This window comes from Vibrio splendidus (assembly GCF_003345295.1).
GTDB lineage: Bacteria > Pseudomonadota > Gammaproteobacteria > Enterobacterales > Vibrionaceae > Vibrio > Vibrio splendidus_K.
Window position 1 is genome coordinate 1658122 of record NZ_CP031055.1, and the last position, 13927, is coordinate 1672048.

Sequence of the window (13927 nt, forward strand, 5' to 3'; positions counted from 1 at the left end):
TAGATCATGAATATTCCTCATGTTCAATGTGAAGTAATACCATTGTTAAAGGTGAACCTATCCACGTATAAAAACCTTAAGCGATTAACTTTATACGACAGTAATGCTACTAAGCATTAATTTCAGACAGCATAGCCTTCGATTCTTAATCTGGTCACAAGAAAAAAATAAAAGCCGTTTTAATACTAAAGACCGAGAGAATCAGAAAACAAATTGGGATACCAAATCAGCATGAATAAAGAATTTAATTTTACGATTAAGAGCATTAGCCTCGACGAAAACTACCAGCCTGCAGACAGCACGCGTATCACAACCAACTTTGCTAACCTGGCTAGAGGCGACAGCCGTCAAGCGAACTTACGTAATGCACTACAAATGATCGATAATAGTTTCAATGCGTTAGCACACTGGGACAACCCTAAGGGCGACCGTTACTCTGTTGAGCTTGAAATCATTTCTGTTGATATGGACATTGAAAGCAACGGTGAAGCATTCCCTTCAATTGAAGTGCTGAAAACCAATATTCTGGACCGTAAAACCAACGAACGTATTGAAGGTATTATCGGAAATAACTTTTCTTCCTATGTACGAGATTATGACTTTAGCGTACTTCTGTTGGATCATAATAAAGGCCAAGATAAATTCAGCATTCCAGAAGATTTTGGTGATTTACACGGCAAGCTTTTTAAATATTTCGTTAACTCTGAAGCATACAAAAATAACTTTAATAAACCACCTGTTATTTGCTTAAGTGTGTCAGATAATAAAACCTATTACCGCACTGAAAACCAACACCCAGTATTAGGTTTTGAATACCAACCGAACGAGTCTTCTTTAACTGAGCAATATTTTAAGAAGATGGGCTTACAGGTTCGTTATTTCATGCCGCCAAACAGTGTTGCACCTTTGGCTTTCTATTTCTTTGGTGATCTACTGAACGATTACTCGAACCTAGAGCTTATCAGCACCATCAGTACCATGGGCACGTTCCAGAAAATCTACCGACCTGAGATTTACAACGCGAACGCGGTTGCGGGCAACTGTTACCAACCAAATTTGAAAAACTTGGATCACTCGCTAACTCAAATCGTGTACGACCGCGAAGAACGAAGCCAGCTAGCTGTTGAACAAGGTAAGTTCGCAGAAGAAAACTTCATTAAGCCATATCAGTCGGTACTAGAAAACTGGTCTGCCAACTACGCGCTGTAATCGATCTACTTTACGCGCATTAGGAAACATACGACCCACTTTGGGAATCTAAGGACAGGCAGAATTATTATGAAAACATTATTACCGACTTCAACAGCAGGCAGCTTGCCCAAGCCGTCTTGGCTTGCACAACCAGAGACGCTTTGGTCTCCATGGAAGCTGGAAGGCGACGAGTTAACGGATGGCAAGCAGGACGCATTGCGTGTGTCTCTGCACGAGCAACAACAAGCAGGCATTGATATTGTGAGTGACGGCGAACAAACACGTCAGCACTTTGTAACGACCTTCATTGAACACTTGAATGGCGTTGATTTTGAAAAGCGTGAAACCGTTAAAATCCGTGACCGTTACGATGCAAGTGTACCGACAGTGGTTGGCCCAGTTTCTCGTCAGAAATCCGTTTTTGTCGAAGATGCGAAATTCTTACGTCAGCAAACTGACCAACCGATCAAATGGGCTCTGCCGGGGCCTATGACCATGATAGATACGCTTTACGATGCGCATTACCAAAGCCGTGAAAAGCTCGCGTGGGAATTTGCGAAGATCCTAAACGAAGAAGCGAAAGAACTTGAAGCTGCAGGCGTTGATATTATTCAGTTCGATGAACCTGCGTTTAACGTGTTTTTTGATGAAGTGAATGATTGGGGTATTGCTTGCTTGGAAAGAGCCATTGAAGGGCTTAAGTGCGAAACTGCAGTACATATTTGTTATGGCTACGGCATTAAAGCGAATACCGATTGGAAAAAGACGTTAGGCACAGAGTGGCGCCAATACGAAGAGGTATTTCCTAAGCTGCAGCAATCGAATATCGACATTATCTCTTTAGAGTGCCACAACTCTCATGTACCCCTTGAGCTACTTGAACTTGTTCGTGGTAAGAAAGTGATGGTCGGTGCGATTGATGTGGCTACCGACTCCATTGAAACACCGGAAGAAGTGGCTAGCACTCTTAGAGAAACACTTAAGTATGTTGATGCAGACAAACTCTACCCTTGTACTAACTGCGGCATGGCACCCCTGCCTCGCGAAATTGCCTCAGCGAAGCTTAATGCGCTCAGTGCTGGCGCAGAGATCGTTCGTAAAGAGCTTTCAGCGTAACGCTTTCCTAAAGAACAAAAGCCATCCCCTGAAGCCTAAGTATCATATCGATGCTTAGGCTTCCGTACTCTTCTCAACTTCCACTCTCTATTTATCTATTTATCTATTTATCTATTTATCTAAGAAGGTAGCCATCTTCTTCAAAGTGATTAGCGCCTTATCAAGCTCGTCTCTTTCAATGCTTTCAGCGCCACTTTCAGCCCATACTTCCTGTTTTTTATCTAATAGCGAATACGCTTCCTTGCCCTTTTCAGTCATGTTAACCAGCTTTGCTTTTTTGTGATTCGGGTTATCAAGCCAAGTTAGCAGGCCATCTTTCACCATGATGTCGGTAACACGCTGAGTCGCTTGTCTGCTTTGCCCCATAATACGAGCAATTTGAGAAACCGTGACCAGATCATCGGACTTCTCGATCGCACCCATCACCTTCCATCTGGCACTGCTTAACCCTAACTCTTCGGTTAATTTGTCACCCTCAGCATTCAATAGACCACTGACCTTAAAGATCTCTAGTGCGATCTTTGTGAAAACTTCTCCATTCGTATCCATAACACTCACTTTGACAACATGCTGTCATTAAATTAGACTTAAACCAAATTGACAACATGTTACCAAATTGAAGGCGCAAATGATATGAAACCAATAATCCACAAAACAGCGACATTAACAGCAACACTGTGTGTCGCGACATTCTTTACCAGCACATTGTTTGTAGAACTGTTTGGCACTTTGGAATCAGTGAAGCTAGTCAAGTCGATGATCGTTTTTCCGGGCTTGTTTATTCTTGTCCCAGCCATTGCGATCACTGGTGCGACCGGTGCAGCTATGGCAAAACAACGTAAAGGGAAAATAGTTGAGCGTAAGAGTAAACGCATGCCAATTATCGCGTTCAACGGGATCGTTATTTTGATTCCGGCCGCTTACTTTTTAAATCAGTGGGCAAGTTTAGGAGAGTTCGACTCAGTGTTTTATGGCGTTCAGGTTTTAGAACTGATAGCAGGCGCGACCAACCTAACACTGATGTCTTTGAATATCATGGACGGCAGAAAGTTTCGTCCTAAGAAGGCAACACAAAGCTAAGCTCATCGTATTTAAGCAAACAGATGAGCTTTATACGCGGCTGTTTACCAGGTTTTATCTAAGTCTTGAGCATATAAAGAGATCGCTCGTTGGTACTCTTTGATCGCTTCGCTATTCGTCGTGGAAACTAAAAGCTCAAGTAACAGCGATGTCGCCTCTTTATGGCGACCTAAATTGTACAAGCACATAGCGTAGAAAGGTTTCACTTCTATCGAGTCAGGATACTCAGCCATAGTCTGTTCGAAATAGCTTAAAGCCTCTGCATAGAGACCAAGGCTTCGATAAGTACTCGCCAAGCCGAACAATGCATCAAAACGCTCTACTGAAGAAAGCACGCCAGACAGAGACAGCACATAGTGATCAATCGCCTGTTGCTCTTTGCCTTGGTTGTCGTAAGACCACGCAATCTGTAAATGAGCTTTCGCCGCATAGTTTTCATCAGTGAGTAGCGTTGCCAGTAAGTCACGCGACGCTTGATACTTCTCTTCTTTTCGCAGTTCGATTGCTTGTTTGATAATGGTGTCCATAACTCTCCCTGACGCTTAAGCGCTGTACTATGCGTTCATTTCCTCGAACATCTGTTTATAAGACTGAGTTTGCAGTGCCGATTGAGTCAGCCCGAACTTACTGGCTAACAACTCAAGCTCACTTTTATACACAGACAACTTAGACTCATCATTCGTCATGATTGCAAACTCAGCAAAATCACCGATACCCGCAAGAGAATCGACCGTGATATGGAACTCTCCAACAAAGTAAATACTGCGAGTTTTCTGCGCTTTAAGAATCACTTTGTATCCCAAGTTCTCTAGCATGCTCTTGGCATTCGTCGCATCGGTTATATTTGTCGCTTCGCATCGATCAGGCTCAGGGCCTTTTACAATCCATAACTTGATGCCCGACGGCTCCATAGTACGAATACACAAGCTTTTGTTCTGAGCCTGTAAGCTTCTATCAGGGCTATCGAAATACCAATCGCATTCTAGGTTGTCTTGCAGCATTACTTCATGAGGAATTAGGTTCAAAGTTTCCAAGAACTCAGACTTAGAGCTAAGTCGATACTTCAGCTCAACCTCATATTTACCTTTGAAATGATCGTTAGTCATAGATTAGCTCGATGCAAAAAAGGCGATACTAGCACACGAACCGCATCCGAAATACAAACTGACGCACAACACAAACTAAAGCCGTGGAACTATGTTCGACACGCTAACACACGCTTCCATTCTTCTTGGCTCATTGCGCCTTTAGAAAGGTAAATATTGTGTTTCTGCATTGCACCTTTCGTGTATGAAAGTTTGATGAATGAGCCAATTTCCAACGGAAGAAAGCTGCGCTGTAAAGTCACATCACAAGCAGATCCATTTAAACGTACGTGACCGTTCGTGATTTCAAATGAGCTATCGCGAAGCTTCCACCACAACATTAGAATTTTTATTAGTGGAGGAACACAAATTATCAGCCCTATGGCTAGTAGCAATGAACGATCACCGTCTGATATCCAATAGACAAGACCTAATGCAATAACAATAAACAGCAACTCTGAAAATAAGTATTTAATAAAATTTAATTGGATACGACTGTCCATGATTTCTCTCGGTAATACAGCATGATGAAGATGTGAACAACTTAGTTGTTCAACGAAAAACTAACGTGATAGTAAATCACCAGTTACTTAGCACTATGCTCCTTTATGAAAGGAGTGATTTTTTCAAGTAATTGTTGTTGCTTCTCTTGAGCCTCTGTCATGCCAATCTGCGCTCCAAGCTTTGCTAACTCTGGCGATTTTTGTATCAGCTTTTGCCCAATTGGCGTGTCGTAGAACTCTATTATTTGGTTCATTTCCGTAACGGTAAACTGATTAGAATAGAGCTTTGCAATTTCGATACGCATTTTTACTCTATCAATATCATTTTCAAACCAATCTTTATAAATATCTTTTAGTTGGTCAGTTTCTTGAGAGTTAAGCTCAAGCTTACCCGCAAGCTGATTAACGATTGGCAACATGGCCTCGAAGCCACCTAACATTTGTTTGTCAACATCCATCGCCGTCAACAATTCTTGCGCAGTTTCAAACTCAACGGAAGTATTAGCTTGTGCAAATGTACAAATGAAAACTGACAAGACTAGACTAAACCCTTTAAACATGCTGATTCCTTTTATTTGATAGAATGCTATGGCGTATAGCGGTTATTAAGCAGACAGCGTCTGATTTATAATCCTAAGCTTTCTGTTCCGTTCTTTACGTCACTAATCTTACTTGAATTATTTTATAAATAACAAGAGGTTATATAACACCAATCCAACTTTATTGGAGATATGCAACATCGCACAAGATTTCACAAGTTTATTTACAAACAACTCAGTTCCGTTTTGATTGATACCTGCTCAAAATTCTGAAAACTGATAGAAATAACAATATGAAAACCCAAAGATATAATTATTGATAGATTTTAAATTTAACGAAATTAGCACATTAAATTCAAAAATTATTTACGATAAATAATAAAAATTAATCTCTTAAAATATTGTCATAACACATGATATTAGGTTGCTGAATATAGACTTACTATAAAGATGTGGGAGAAGATATTTAGATTAAAATCAGGAAAAAAGAGCCCACAACGTCAAGTAAGCTAGAAGATATCAACCATTCTAGGTACGTCGTTCAGCTTCACTGCACACGCTGAAAAATAGTCAGAGTTGATAGTGATATTTTTAGAACGTTAGTTATGTGTATCGCTGCCAGTTGTACTCCATTTGCCGAGCGACTACCGTGGCAAATTCTAAACCATAGCGCTCAGATATCAGATGTAAACTCATGTCGATGCCTGAAGAAATGCCTCCTGAAGTTGTGTACTTCTCCGACGTTACCCATCGTTTATCACTAACCACATTTAAATCAGGAAACTGTAATGCCAAATCGGAAATATCTTCCCAATGGGTAGTGACAGTTAACCCCTTAAGTAAGCCAGCTTTAGCCAATAAAAACACGCCAGTACAAACTGACACAATTTGTTCAGCATTTGGCTCAACGGATACCAACCAATCCAGTACATTCGACTTGTTCATCTCGTCAGTATGCACACCGCCAACTACCATTAACAAATCTATCTCTGGATGATTTTGTAACGAGTAGTCAGTCAGAACCTTAAGCCCACCACGGGCGACAACTGGCTCGGCGTGCTCAGAAACCATGAATACATTTAGATCTTCAGCACCTAAGCGCTTTGCCGTACTAAAAACTTCAAATGGGCCAGAGAAATCGAGAACTTCTGCTTGATTATAAATATATATACCGATGTTCATTGTACCTCCATGTACAAAATGATGAATATTTTGGCCTACCTTCGCATCTTATTTAACTAATTAACACACCTGTTTAAAAACTCGAACATGTAGATAATTGACTTGTTTACAGCTGCCTATTTTCAACTGCGATAGAAAGAAGATGTGCCTGTATAACAGAGATCGTGAACACGATTAACGGCACGACTATTGAAAATAACGAGACGAAAATTATAAAGCCAGACATAAACAACTTCTCAATGTAACCAGTGCTATGAGCCCAACCCGCAACGTGACCGTCTGCAAAAAGACCGAATGCACCATAATAATAAAATGCATAAATCACAGCAGACTTATGCCATGAACCTCGTTGAAGGTCATCTATTGTATAAATCGATGCGAAGCCAGCTAAAACAACGCCCAACCATAAGAACACAAAGTCGATCAGGTAAACTGACGCTGTGGCTAGATAGTCTCCTCGAGAAATTAGCCATACAATTCCAAACCCTATAGTAAGCGTAATGAACGCATTTTTAATTATTAACCATCTCATACTTTCCTCCTGGATTCAGTATGGATAGATGCCAATATAGGATTGTATGAAAACCCGATCTTTTCGAGCTGCCTCAATAAATTTGGGGAGAGGAGTCAACGTGCGTTAAAGTTAGTCGCAACTTCTTCATTATCTAACAAGTGCGGAACTGAAAATGCTATTAAGTGAGCTATCTTTAATGCTTACGTGATTGTGTGTGCTCTGCTGGCTATTGAGCCAACTACACTAAAACTTGGCGAGTGTTCCTGATGAAGTAATGCACCTGACGTTCAATTTTTAAATCGACCATCTCCGTTGGGCGACACCCATTTGGACATGCCATACGAGGTGTTGTGCCAAACAATCGGCAGATTAGTGGCCTTTCTTCATACACTTCGCACCCATTAGGCCCTAAATGCACACAGTTATATTCATCTAAGGCCGCTTCATGTTCCGCGTCAGATTTCATTGGTAATCGCGACATTTCTTCCGAGGAGGTCGTCACTGGCCCACAACAATCATGACAACCCTTAACGCATTCAAACGCTGGAATACTTTCGCGGAGGTATGCAATGATTTCTCTATTATTGTTCATCAATATCTTCTTCTCATGTAATGCGCGATCATTATAGAGCAATACATAATTCGCTAGAAGTTGAGAACTAACCTAAATCTAAGGCACCGCGGTCTGGCGAAGTCATCAGGACCACTACGTATGCAAATCGTCGGTACGTATGCAGAACGCAGAACGATAGTTACACCAAACCAATTTGGAACAAAAAACATCATGCATTAACTATCCGTTGGAATTATTCTTAAGCTCGCTTTCCAAACTTTACGGGTTCAATACCTTTATTTGTAGGTCTAACAACGACTGTATTGGCAATTAAATCATGCCAACCTTGTTTCTTTCCGCTAAACGCAATCCAAACAAAGCCAAAACACAGTGGAAGAATACTTACGTAATACGCAAGGTACCTTAAAATTGATTTGCCCGTAGAAAGCGCCTCTCCGGTCTCCGCATTCACAACTTGAAGCTTCAAAGCAATTTTTCCTGGAGTGCCTGATCGATAAACCCAGAATATAACCGTTGCGATAAAAGGGAACACCCAATTTAACAACATATCCCAACCGCCTAAGATGAACTCATCTGAATCAAAATAGTAGTCACCATATACCCAATACAATAAAGGCATAGTCACAAGCAAGAACAGGAAGGTATCAATCAACGCAGCTCCTAATCGCACCCAAAAGCCTGCATACTCTAATTGCTCATTGTCCATAAAATATCCTATTTGTTTTGTTTAAATCACATTGCAGCCGAGCGCTCTGTTGAATTGTGATTACGACTATCAACTAAAACGATTGGCACCCAAAGTAAAAATGCCAAACGTTGTGAATCTTACCAAATCAATGCCTAGCGCACAGATTATCGCTGCTTCATAAACGCCACAGCTAACCCAGAAGATACGAATGTAATACCTGCACCAATATTCAACCCTGATACTAACTTAGGCTTGTTCCTGAACCACTCTGACAATTGAGACGAGAAAACACCCATTAAGCTAAAGCCAACTGCCGTTAATAAAGCAAACCAAACGCCATAACCGATCATTTGAGTTGTCACTGACCCTAAACTTGGGTTTACAAATTGAGGTACAAAAGCAAGAACAAACATACCTGGCTTTGGATTAAGCGCGGCAGATAGAAAACCCGTAGAAAAGATGACTTTTAGAGGCTGTTTTTTCGCTGGTTCTAATGTGAACAAATTTCTCGTACGAAGCACTTTCACACCCAAGCAAATTAGGTAAGCTGCGCCAACGAGTTTGACAACGTAAAACGCTACTTCAGAAGTTTGAATGAGAAGGGTAAGCCCAAAGGTCGCGGCAACGACATGAAATAGAATACCCACCCCAGAAGACATACCTGACATTATTGCTGCCAATCGGCCTTGGCTTAAACCCCGACCTATAGCGAGCAAATTATCCGGCCCCGGAGAGATAACTAGCAGTAAACAAGCCAGCGTGTAAGTAACAAATATATCTAATGGAAACATAAAACCTCATTGTAGTATGGCTCTTAGTGCTAACGTCACGTTAGTTAGTGAGAGACACATCCACATCAACTGTTTCATCGTACACACAAAAATCGACTGAGACGTGAGCCCGTATTACGCAAGCACGACGAGTTAGCCTATTATGAATCAAGCCTCACTTCAAAACATATATATCGGCGTTAATGTGGTAAGTCCCTGTTAGATATTCACATCCGTCCACCAGACTTATTTTTACTCAATAGAGCAAGTACAATCTGCGAATCGCTCGCGTTAGCCGAAGGTCGCTTGTCATGTTTCCTCCGTGAAACTAACGATGAATAAAGATGCTGGTGATGTGACTGGCGTATTTGAGAAGCAAACCGGCTCAAATGGTGCTCTATAAACTCGATATCTGCGCGATAAAAATCATCAAGAGAAATAGCTTAGGGCTCTAGCCAATAGAAAGTTTGCTGTCTTTCTGCTTCGACCATTTTAGGCTCATCATTCTGAACCGTATTCAAAACCACATAATGAATCTCACCACCGACGTTATTCAGAGCTTGATGAGTGCCGAGCAGTTGTAAATCTTCAAGATCCGTTTCTTCCCACAACTCTCTAACTGCGGCTTAGCTACCGGAATCAACTGAACCTCCAGGGAATTCAAAAACCATACCTTGACCATGCCTAAACCTCGTAACAAAACGACCAACTGGAAGCAATACAACCAATCACTCATTAATCGCGGATCTCTGACCGTTTGGATTAGTGAAGAAGCGATAAGCGGGTGGGCGCAAAGCAAACATAATAAGCACGGGAGGCCACGTCGGTTCAGTGAGTTAACTATCACGACTGCGCTCATGGTGAAGCGAGCTTTTTCTATGCCACTGAGAGCGCTGCAAGGATTTATCGACTCGATATTTAGACTTGCCAATGTTCCATTAAGTTGTCCACATTACACCAGCATCAGTCGTAGAACCAAGCAGGTTGAGGTCTCATTTAAGACTAAAATGAGAGGAGCAATATATGCACCGAATGATTACGTCTTTCAAAGACAAACGCCTTCAGAAAGCTTCCTTCGGTGCATATAATTTCAAGCGACTGACATAAATGACTAGCGCAAGAAACTAACGTAAATGGCTAACGCAGACTAACGTAAGAAACTAGCGCAAGCGTCTCAACACAACCTGCTGGTCAAGCTCATTCTGATAGTCCGTGTAATCAAGCCCTTGATCAAATATGTACTCAGTGACAAGAGTGCGAATGCATTCAACTAACGTGCTTGCTTGCCAAGGCTTTTCAAAGTAACGGTCGATACCTGCTGCATTAATCGCATTGATGGTATCGGTGTGAGTGGCCTGCCCCGTAAGAAGAATTTTCTTTGTATTCGGAAAGCGGCTGTCATGGAACACGTCAGTGAGTAACTCCACACCCGTTTTCCCTGGCATCACATGATCAGACACGATGACGGTAATGTGTTCGCCTTCTGCGTCAAGTTCATCAATGAGATCAAGCACTTCTTGTGCTGATTCACAATCTTCAATATTCAGCCAACTCGCCAGCGGCTCTAAATCTTGTACCACTGCGCTCAGTACTTCTCTCTGGTCATCGACACAGATTAAATTAAGCTTCTCCATGTTCACCCTCTACTGGTAACTTGATTCTAAATACAGTTTTAGAAGCATCACTTTTCACAATGATGCTTCCGCCATAACCCGCCACAATCCGCTTAACTATTGATAAACCCAAGCCCAATCCAAACGATAAACCACCTTTTTTAGTGGTGAAGTTGGGCTGAAATACCTTTCTACGAGTCACCTCGTCTATCTCAGGGCCGTTATTTGTGATCGTAACTAATATTCTTTTCTTACTTAATCTGGTTTGAATTTCTATTGCAGCATCGTCTGAATTCGACATTGCATCACAAGCATTCTTTACAATGTTGACCCAAATCTGAACGAGCTCTGTTTTCGAGCCTTTAAAAGTCGGCAAATCTGCAGGGCTCAATCGCACAGATACTCTACGTAACTCACTTTGTAACAACGATAAGGCATGGTTAATAGAGTCATTAATATCAACCGCTTCTTCGGTGTCAATATCAACTCTGCCAAGTTGTTTAACCGATTTTACGATGCCGACGGTGTGTCTAGATGCCAAACGTAAATCATGTAAATCACAGCCCATCTGCCAAAAACGAATCGCTTCTTCTGGGTTTTTCAGCCAATGTTTTGAAATAACGTCTGTTGCAGATAAAGCGTCAATTGGAATCGCCTTTGCAAGAGAGCGAGCAATGTTTTTGTCTAAACCATATTTTCTTTCAAATTGTCGCCCACGTGTTCGTGCTTCTGACGACGACGTTTTCTGACCATGCATTAACCCAAAATCGAAAAATTGACTGGCTTCTGGATGCACTTCTTCAAGTAGATCCATGATGACCGTTTCAAGTCGGCCAGATTTACTATTTACTACACCAATAGCGTTGTTAAGCTCATGAGCAATCCCTGCAGCCAATTGACCCAAGGTTGTCATTTGCTCAGCAGTATGTAACTTCTCTAGCGCTTTTTGTTTCGCAATCGCTTCCTGTGTTGCACGGCGTTGACGACGCGACAACTCATTGACAATCACAGGTGTGAACTGTGCGGTAAGAGGGCCAAAGTTACGTTCATCTTCTGCAGGCGTGTCTTTATCGATCCACGCTAACTCAACATCGGTTTTAGCAACAACCGTTGAAGATGCTGTCCAATTACCTGAAAAGAAGCTATGAACGCCTATAAAAGCCCCACTACCCGCGCTAAAAACGCGTACTCGCGGTGCATTCGCTTCGGTATAAAACCCTTCCAGTTCTCCACTAAACACATAATATAAACGAGTGTTTAACGCTGATTGTTCAATAATGGTGTTACCGGCACGGCACGTCACCCGACGTTCTGTCTGATTAAAATAACGATCGATAAGTGCTTCTAGCTTTTGTTGATACACGTATCGTTATCCTATGTGACCAATTGAATGTAGCACCCACACCATAACAAAACTCAGTAGCACACCAACCACACCTAAAATAATACCGATTCTGGCCATTTGATTACTTTGCACATGACCAGTGGCATGAGCCAACGCATTCGGTGGCGTACTGATTGGCAACGACATACCTAATGAAGCGGCAAAAGTCACAACCAGAATTAACGTTAACTCACCGCCGAGTGGCGTGAGTGAAGCCATAGACGAACCTAATGCAGCCATAATTGGCATTAACAAGTTAGCCGTTGCGGTATGAGACATAAAGTTTGCCATTACCAAACACAAGAACGCTGCTCCGAACAACACCACATATGGTGAGTAAGCATCAAACGGTATGCTGTGTACCACGAGCCTTGCTAAGCCAGTTTTATCGAGAGCTAAACCAAGCGCAATACCACCTGATACAAGCCACAATACGTCCCAAGAAATTTTCTTCAGGTCTTCTTTATTGATGATCCCTGTAAGTGAGAACACAGCGACAGGAATCAGAGCGACGGTATAAGAGTTCATGCCATGGCTTGAGCCCATTAACCAAAGAATGATGGTTAGCGCAAAAGTGGCGTATACCGCAATGGCTTTGGGTGTTTTAAGGAATTTACCTTTGATGCTTAGCTCGATTTTCTTTTGGTCAGCTTTGTACATAAAGCCTATTAAAAACCACGCTAACGCCATCATAATAACGACAAACGGCACACCAAATGCCATCCATTCACCGAACGTAATTAGGTTGTCGCCAACTAAATATTTAAGTGCGATAGCGTTCGGGGGGGTACCGATCGGGGTACCAATTCCACCGATGTTAGCGGCAACAGGAATACAAAGCGCAAACGCTATACGTCCGGGGTCTTTCGGGCCAAACACAGCCAGTACCGGCGTTAAAATAGATAGCATCATTGCCGTTGTTGCCGTGTTAGACATAAACATCGAAAAGATACCAGTGATCAACATTAAACCGAGCATCACAAACTTTGGGTCTTGTCCAAATGGCTTCAATAATACACGGGCTAAGTTTACGTCTAATCGATACTTAGTGGCGGCCATCGCTAAGAAAAAACCGCCCAAAAACAGCATGATGATTGGGCTGGCGAATGTCGCCATTATGTCGCTGTATTTTAACAACTCACCAAAATGTTCCTGCCCATGCTCAAACCTTAAAAAGATCAGCCCTTTATCCGACAACATCAACAACTGCAGAACGATAATAACAACAGACGTCGCGTAAATCGGGATGGGCTCGAACACCCAGCACAATGCCGCTAATAAAAAAATCGCGATAACGCGTTGTTGAATAATCGTAAGACCTTCGAATGGAAACGCTGATAGCGGCATTACGAGGATAATGAAAGGAATTAAAATAGGGATAATGTATTTAATATAGGGGCGCATAGCACAAAAACTCTTCCTGAGATAACAACTACTTAGAAATTAGATTTACAGTTCTAATTTAGATCCGACAACGAATTATCGACCTCTTATCACTATCTCACTATCGGCTAGATCAATGATTACGTAATCACGATATCCCCTTTTTCGATTCTGTGCGCTACCTCTACGTTTGTATGTCATTTATTGTTGCAATTAAATTCCGAGAAACAAAAGGCAAGCGTTCGCCTTTGCGTGGGAGATCCGTGACATTTGACACCTGATTGGTTTTCAGAAGTAAAGAGCAT

Annotated in this window: 16 protein-coding genes and 2 pseudogenes; 4 read left to right on the forward strand and 14 right to left on the reverse strand. The window is 41.9% G+C overall.

The features are described from left to right. Window positions 1–231: 231 nt before the first annotated feature. A complete protein-coding gene (locus DUN60_RS07335; RefSeq protein WP_114633622.1) occupies window positions 232–1209 on the forward strand; it encodes a DUF1852 domain-containing protein in 978 nt (325 codons plus the stop codon). 69 nt (window positions 1210–1278) lie between these two features. After that, window positions 1279–2307, forward strand: a complete 1029-nt coding sequence (locus DUN60_RS07340; protein WP_114633623.1) for a methionine synthase — start codon at window positions 1279–1281, stop codon at window positions 2305–2307. A gap of 111 nt (window positions 2308–2418) precedes the next feature. Here DUN60_RS07340 and DUN60_RS07345 read toward each other — a convergent pair whose 3' ends face one another. Further along, on the reverse strand, window positions 2419–2856 hold the full coding sequence (locus DUN60_RS07345) for a MarR family winged helix-turn-helix transcriptional regulator (RefSeq protein WP_017077136.1): 438 nt from the start codon (window positions 2854–2856) through the stop codon (window positions 2419–2421). An 84-nt stretch (window positions 2857–2940) separates the two neighbouring features. Here DUN60_RS07345 and DUN60_RS07350 point away from each other — a divergent pair, with 84 nt between their 5' ends. Then, entirely contained in the window at window positions 2941–3387 is a 447-nt protein-coding gene (locus DUN60_RS07350; RefSeq protein WP_114633624.1) for a hypothetical protein, read from the forward strand. A gap of 44 nt (window positions 3388–3431) precedes the next feature. Here the strand turns inward: DUN60_RS07350 and DUN60_RS07355 are convergent, their stop codons facing one another. The 10 genes and pseudogenes from DUN60_RS07355 to DUN60_RS24745 all read right to left on the reverse strand — a co-directional run. Beyond that, window positions 3432–3914: a tetratricopeptide repeat protein gene (locus DUN60_RS07355; RefSeq protein ID WP_054542164.1), complete on the reverse strand. Its 483-nt coding sequence runs from the start codon at window positions 3912–3914 to the stop codon at window positions 3432–3434. Window positions 3915–3941: 27 nt separating this feature from the next. Then, the gene (gene cyaB / locus DUN60_RS07360) at window positions 3942–4493 is read right to left on the reverse strand and encodes a class IV adenylate cyclase (RefSeq protein WP_114633625.1); all 552 of its coding nucleotides are present in this window, start codon (window positions 4491–4493) and stop codon (window positions 3942–3944) included. An 89-nt stretch (window positions 4494–4582) separates the two neighbouring features. Then, the gene (locus tag DUN60_RS07365) at window positions 4583–4975 is read right to left on the reverse strand and encodes a hypothetical protein (RefSeq protein ID WP_114633626.1); all 393 of its coding nucleotides are present in this window, start codon (window positions 4973–4975) and stop codon (window positions 4583–4585) included. Window positions 4976–5058: 83 nt separating this feature from the next. After that, a complete protein-coding gene (locus tag DUN60_RS07370) occupies window positions 5059–5535 on the reverse strand; it encodes a DUF2059 domain-containing protein (protein ID WP_054547659.1) in 477 nt (158 codons plus the stop codon). Between the two features lie 582 nt (window positions 5536–6117). Beyond that, a complete protein-coding gene (locus DUN60_RS07375) occupies window positions 6118–6696 on the reverse strand; it encodes a DJ-1/PfpI family protein (RefSeq protein WP_114633627.1) in 579 nt (192 codons plus the stop codon). A gap of 106 nt (window positions 6697–6802) precedes the next feature. Continuing rightward, complete coding sequence (locus DUN60_RS07380; RefSeq protein WP_114633628.1) at window positions 6803–7228, reverse strand: hypothetical protein; 426 nt, start codon at window positions 7226–7228, stop codon at window positions 6803–6805. 220 nt (window positions 7229–7448) lie between these two features. Next, entirely contained in the window at window positions 7449–7802 is a 354-nt protein-coding gene (locus DUN60_RS07385) for a YkgJ family cysteine cluster protein (RefSeq protein WP_081009006.1), read from the reverse strand. A gap of 220 nt (window positions 7803–8022) precedes the next feature. Further along, window positions 8023–8490: an RDD family protein gene (locus DUN60_RS07390; RefSeq protein ID WP_017072730.1), complete on the reverse strand. Its 468-nt coding sequence runs from the start codon at window positions 8488–8490 to the stop codon at window positions 8023–8025. 146 nt (window positions 8491–8636) lie between these two features. Beyond that, window positions 8637–9263: a LysE family translocator gene (locus DUN60_RS07395; RefSeq protein ID WP_114633629.1), complete on the reverse strand. Its 627-nt coding sequence runs from the start codon at window positions 9261–9263 to the stop codon at window positions 8637–8639. Window positions 9264–9619: 356 nt separating this feature from the next. Further along, window positions 9620–9853, reverse strand: a pseudogene (locus tag DUN60_RS24745) (NUDIX hydrolase); the annotation flags it as partial. A 69-nt stretch (window positions 9854–9922) separates the two neighbouring features. Here DUN60_RS24745 and DUN60_RS07405 point away from each other — a divergent pair. Next, window positions 9923–10264 (forward strand): annotated as a pseudogene (locus tag DUN60_RS07405) (transposase); the annotation flags it as partial. A gap of 138 nt (window positions 10265–10402) precedes the next feature. Here DUN60_RS07405 and DUN60_RS07410 read toward each other — a convergent pair. The 3 genes from DUN60_RS07410 to DUN60_RS07420 are packed head-to-tail and all read right to left on the reverse strand — an operon-like array spanning window position 10403 to window position 13643. After that, window positions 10403–10876, reverse strand: a complete 474-nt coding sequence (locus DUN60_RS07410) for a response regulator (protein WP_010438444.1) — start codon at window positions 10874–10876, stop codon at window positions 10403–10405. Further along, window positions 10863–12218: an ATP-binding protein gene (locus tag DUN60_RS07415; protein WP_114633630.1), complete on the reverse strand. Its 1356-nt coding sequence runs from the start codon at window positions 12216–12218 to the stop codon at window positions 10863–10865. Before DUN60_RS07415 ends, DUN60_RS07410 begins: the two co-directional genes overlap by 14 nt. A 6-nt stretch (window positions 12219–12224) precedes the next feature. Beyond that, a complete protein-coding gene (locus DUN60_RS07420) occupies window positions 12225–13643 on the reverse strand; it encodes an SLC13 family permease (RefSeq protein ID WP_114633631.1) in 1419 nt (472 codons plus the stop codon). Window positions 13644–13927: the final 284 nt, after the last annotated feature.

What these genes read in the sequence shown, in the direction of transcription:
- DUN60_RS07395 (WP_114633629.1), bottom strand. Translation starts at nt 9,263, where the DNA reads ATGTTTCCATTAGATATATTTGTTACTTACACGCTGGCTTGTTTACTG.
- DUN60_RS07390 (WP_017072730.1), bottom strand. Translation starts at nt 8,490, where the DNA reads ATGGACAATGAGCAATTAGAGTATGCAGGCTTTTGGGTGCGATTAGGA.
- DUN60_RS07385 (WP_081009006.1), bottom strand. Translation starts at nt 7,802, where the DNA reads ATGAACAATAATAGAGAAATCATTGCATACCTCCGCGAAAGTATTCCA.
- DUN60_RS07410 (WP_010438444.1), bottom strand. Translation starts at nt 10,876, where the DNA reads ATGGAGAAGCTTAATTTAATCTGTGTCGATGACCAGAGAGAAGTACTG.
- DUN60_RS07355 (WP_054542164.1), bottom strand. Translation starts at nt 3,914, where the DNA reads ATGGACACCATTATCAAACAAGCAATCGAACTGCGAAAAGAAGAGAAG.
- DUN60_RS07365 (WP_114633626.1), bottom strand. Translation starts at nt 4,975, where the DNA reads ATGGACAGTCGTATCCAATTAAATTTTATTAAATACTTATTTTCAGAG.
- cyaB (WP_114633625.1), bottom strand. Translation starts at nt 4,493, where the DNA reads ATGACTAACGATCATTTCAAAGGTAAATATGAGGTTGAGCTGAAGTAT.
- DUN60_RS07335 (WP_114633622.1), top strand. Translation starts at nt 232, where the DNA reads ATGAATAAAGAATTTAATTTTACGATTAAGAGCATTAGCCTCGACGAA.
- DUN60_RS07370 (WP_054547659.1), bottom strand. Translation starts at nt 5,535, where the DNA reads ATGTTTAAAGGGTTTAGTCTAGTCTTGTCAGTTTTCATTTGTACATTT.
- DUN60_RS07380 (WP_114633628.1), bottom strand. Translation starts at nt 7,228, where the DNA reads ATGAGATGGTTAATAATTAAAAATGCGTTCATTACGCTTACTATAGGG.
- DUN60_RS07350 (WP_114633624.1), top strand. Translation starts at nt 2,941, where the DNA reads ATGAAACCAATAATCCACAAAACAGCGACATTAACAGCAACACTGTGT.
- DUN60_RS07340 (WP_114633623.1), top strand. Translation starts at nt 1,279, where the DNA reads ATGAAAACATTATTACCGACTTCAACAGCAGGCAGCTTGCCCAAGCCG.
- DUN60_RS07345 (WP_017077136.1), bottom strand. Translation starts at nt 2,856, where the DNA reads ATGGATACGAATGGAGAAGTTTTCACAAAGATCGCACTAGAGATCTTT.
- DUN60_RS07375 (WP_114633627.1), bottom strand. Translation starts at nt 6,696, where the DNA reads ATGAACATCGGTATATATATTTATAATCAAGCAGAAGTTCTCGATTTC.
- DUN60_RS07420 (WP_114633631.1), bottom strand. Translation starts at nt 13,643, where the DNA reads ATGCGCCCCTATATTAAATACATTATCCCTATTTTAATTCCTTTCATT.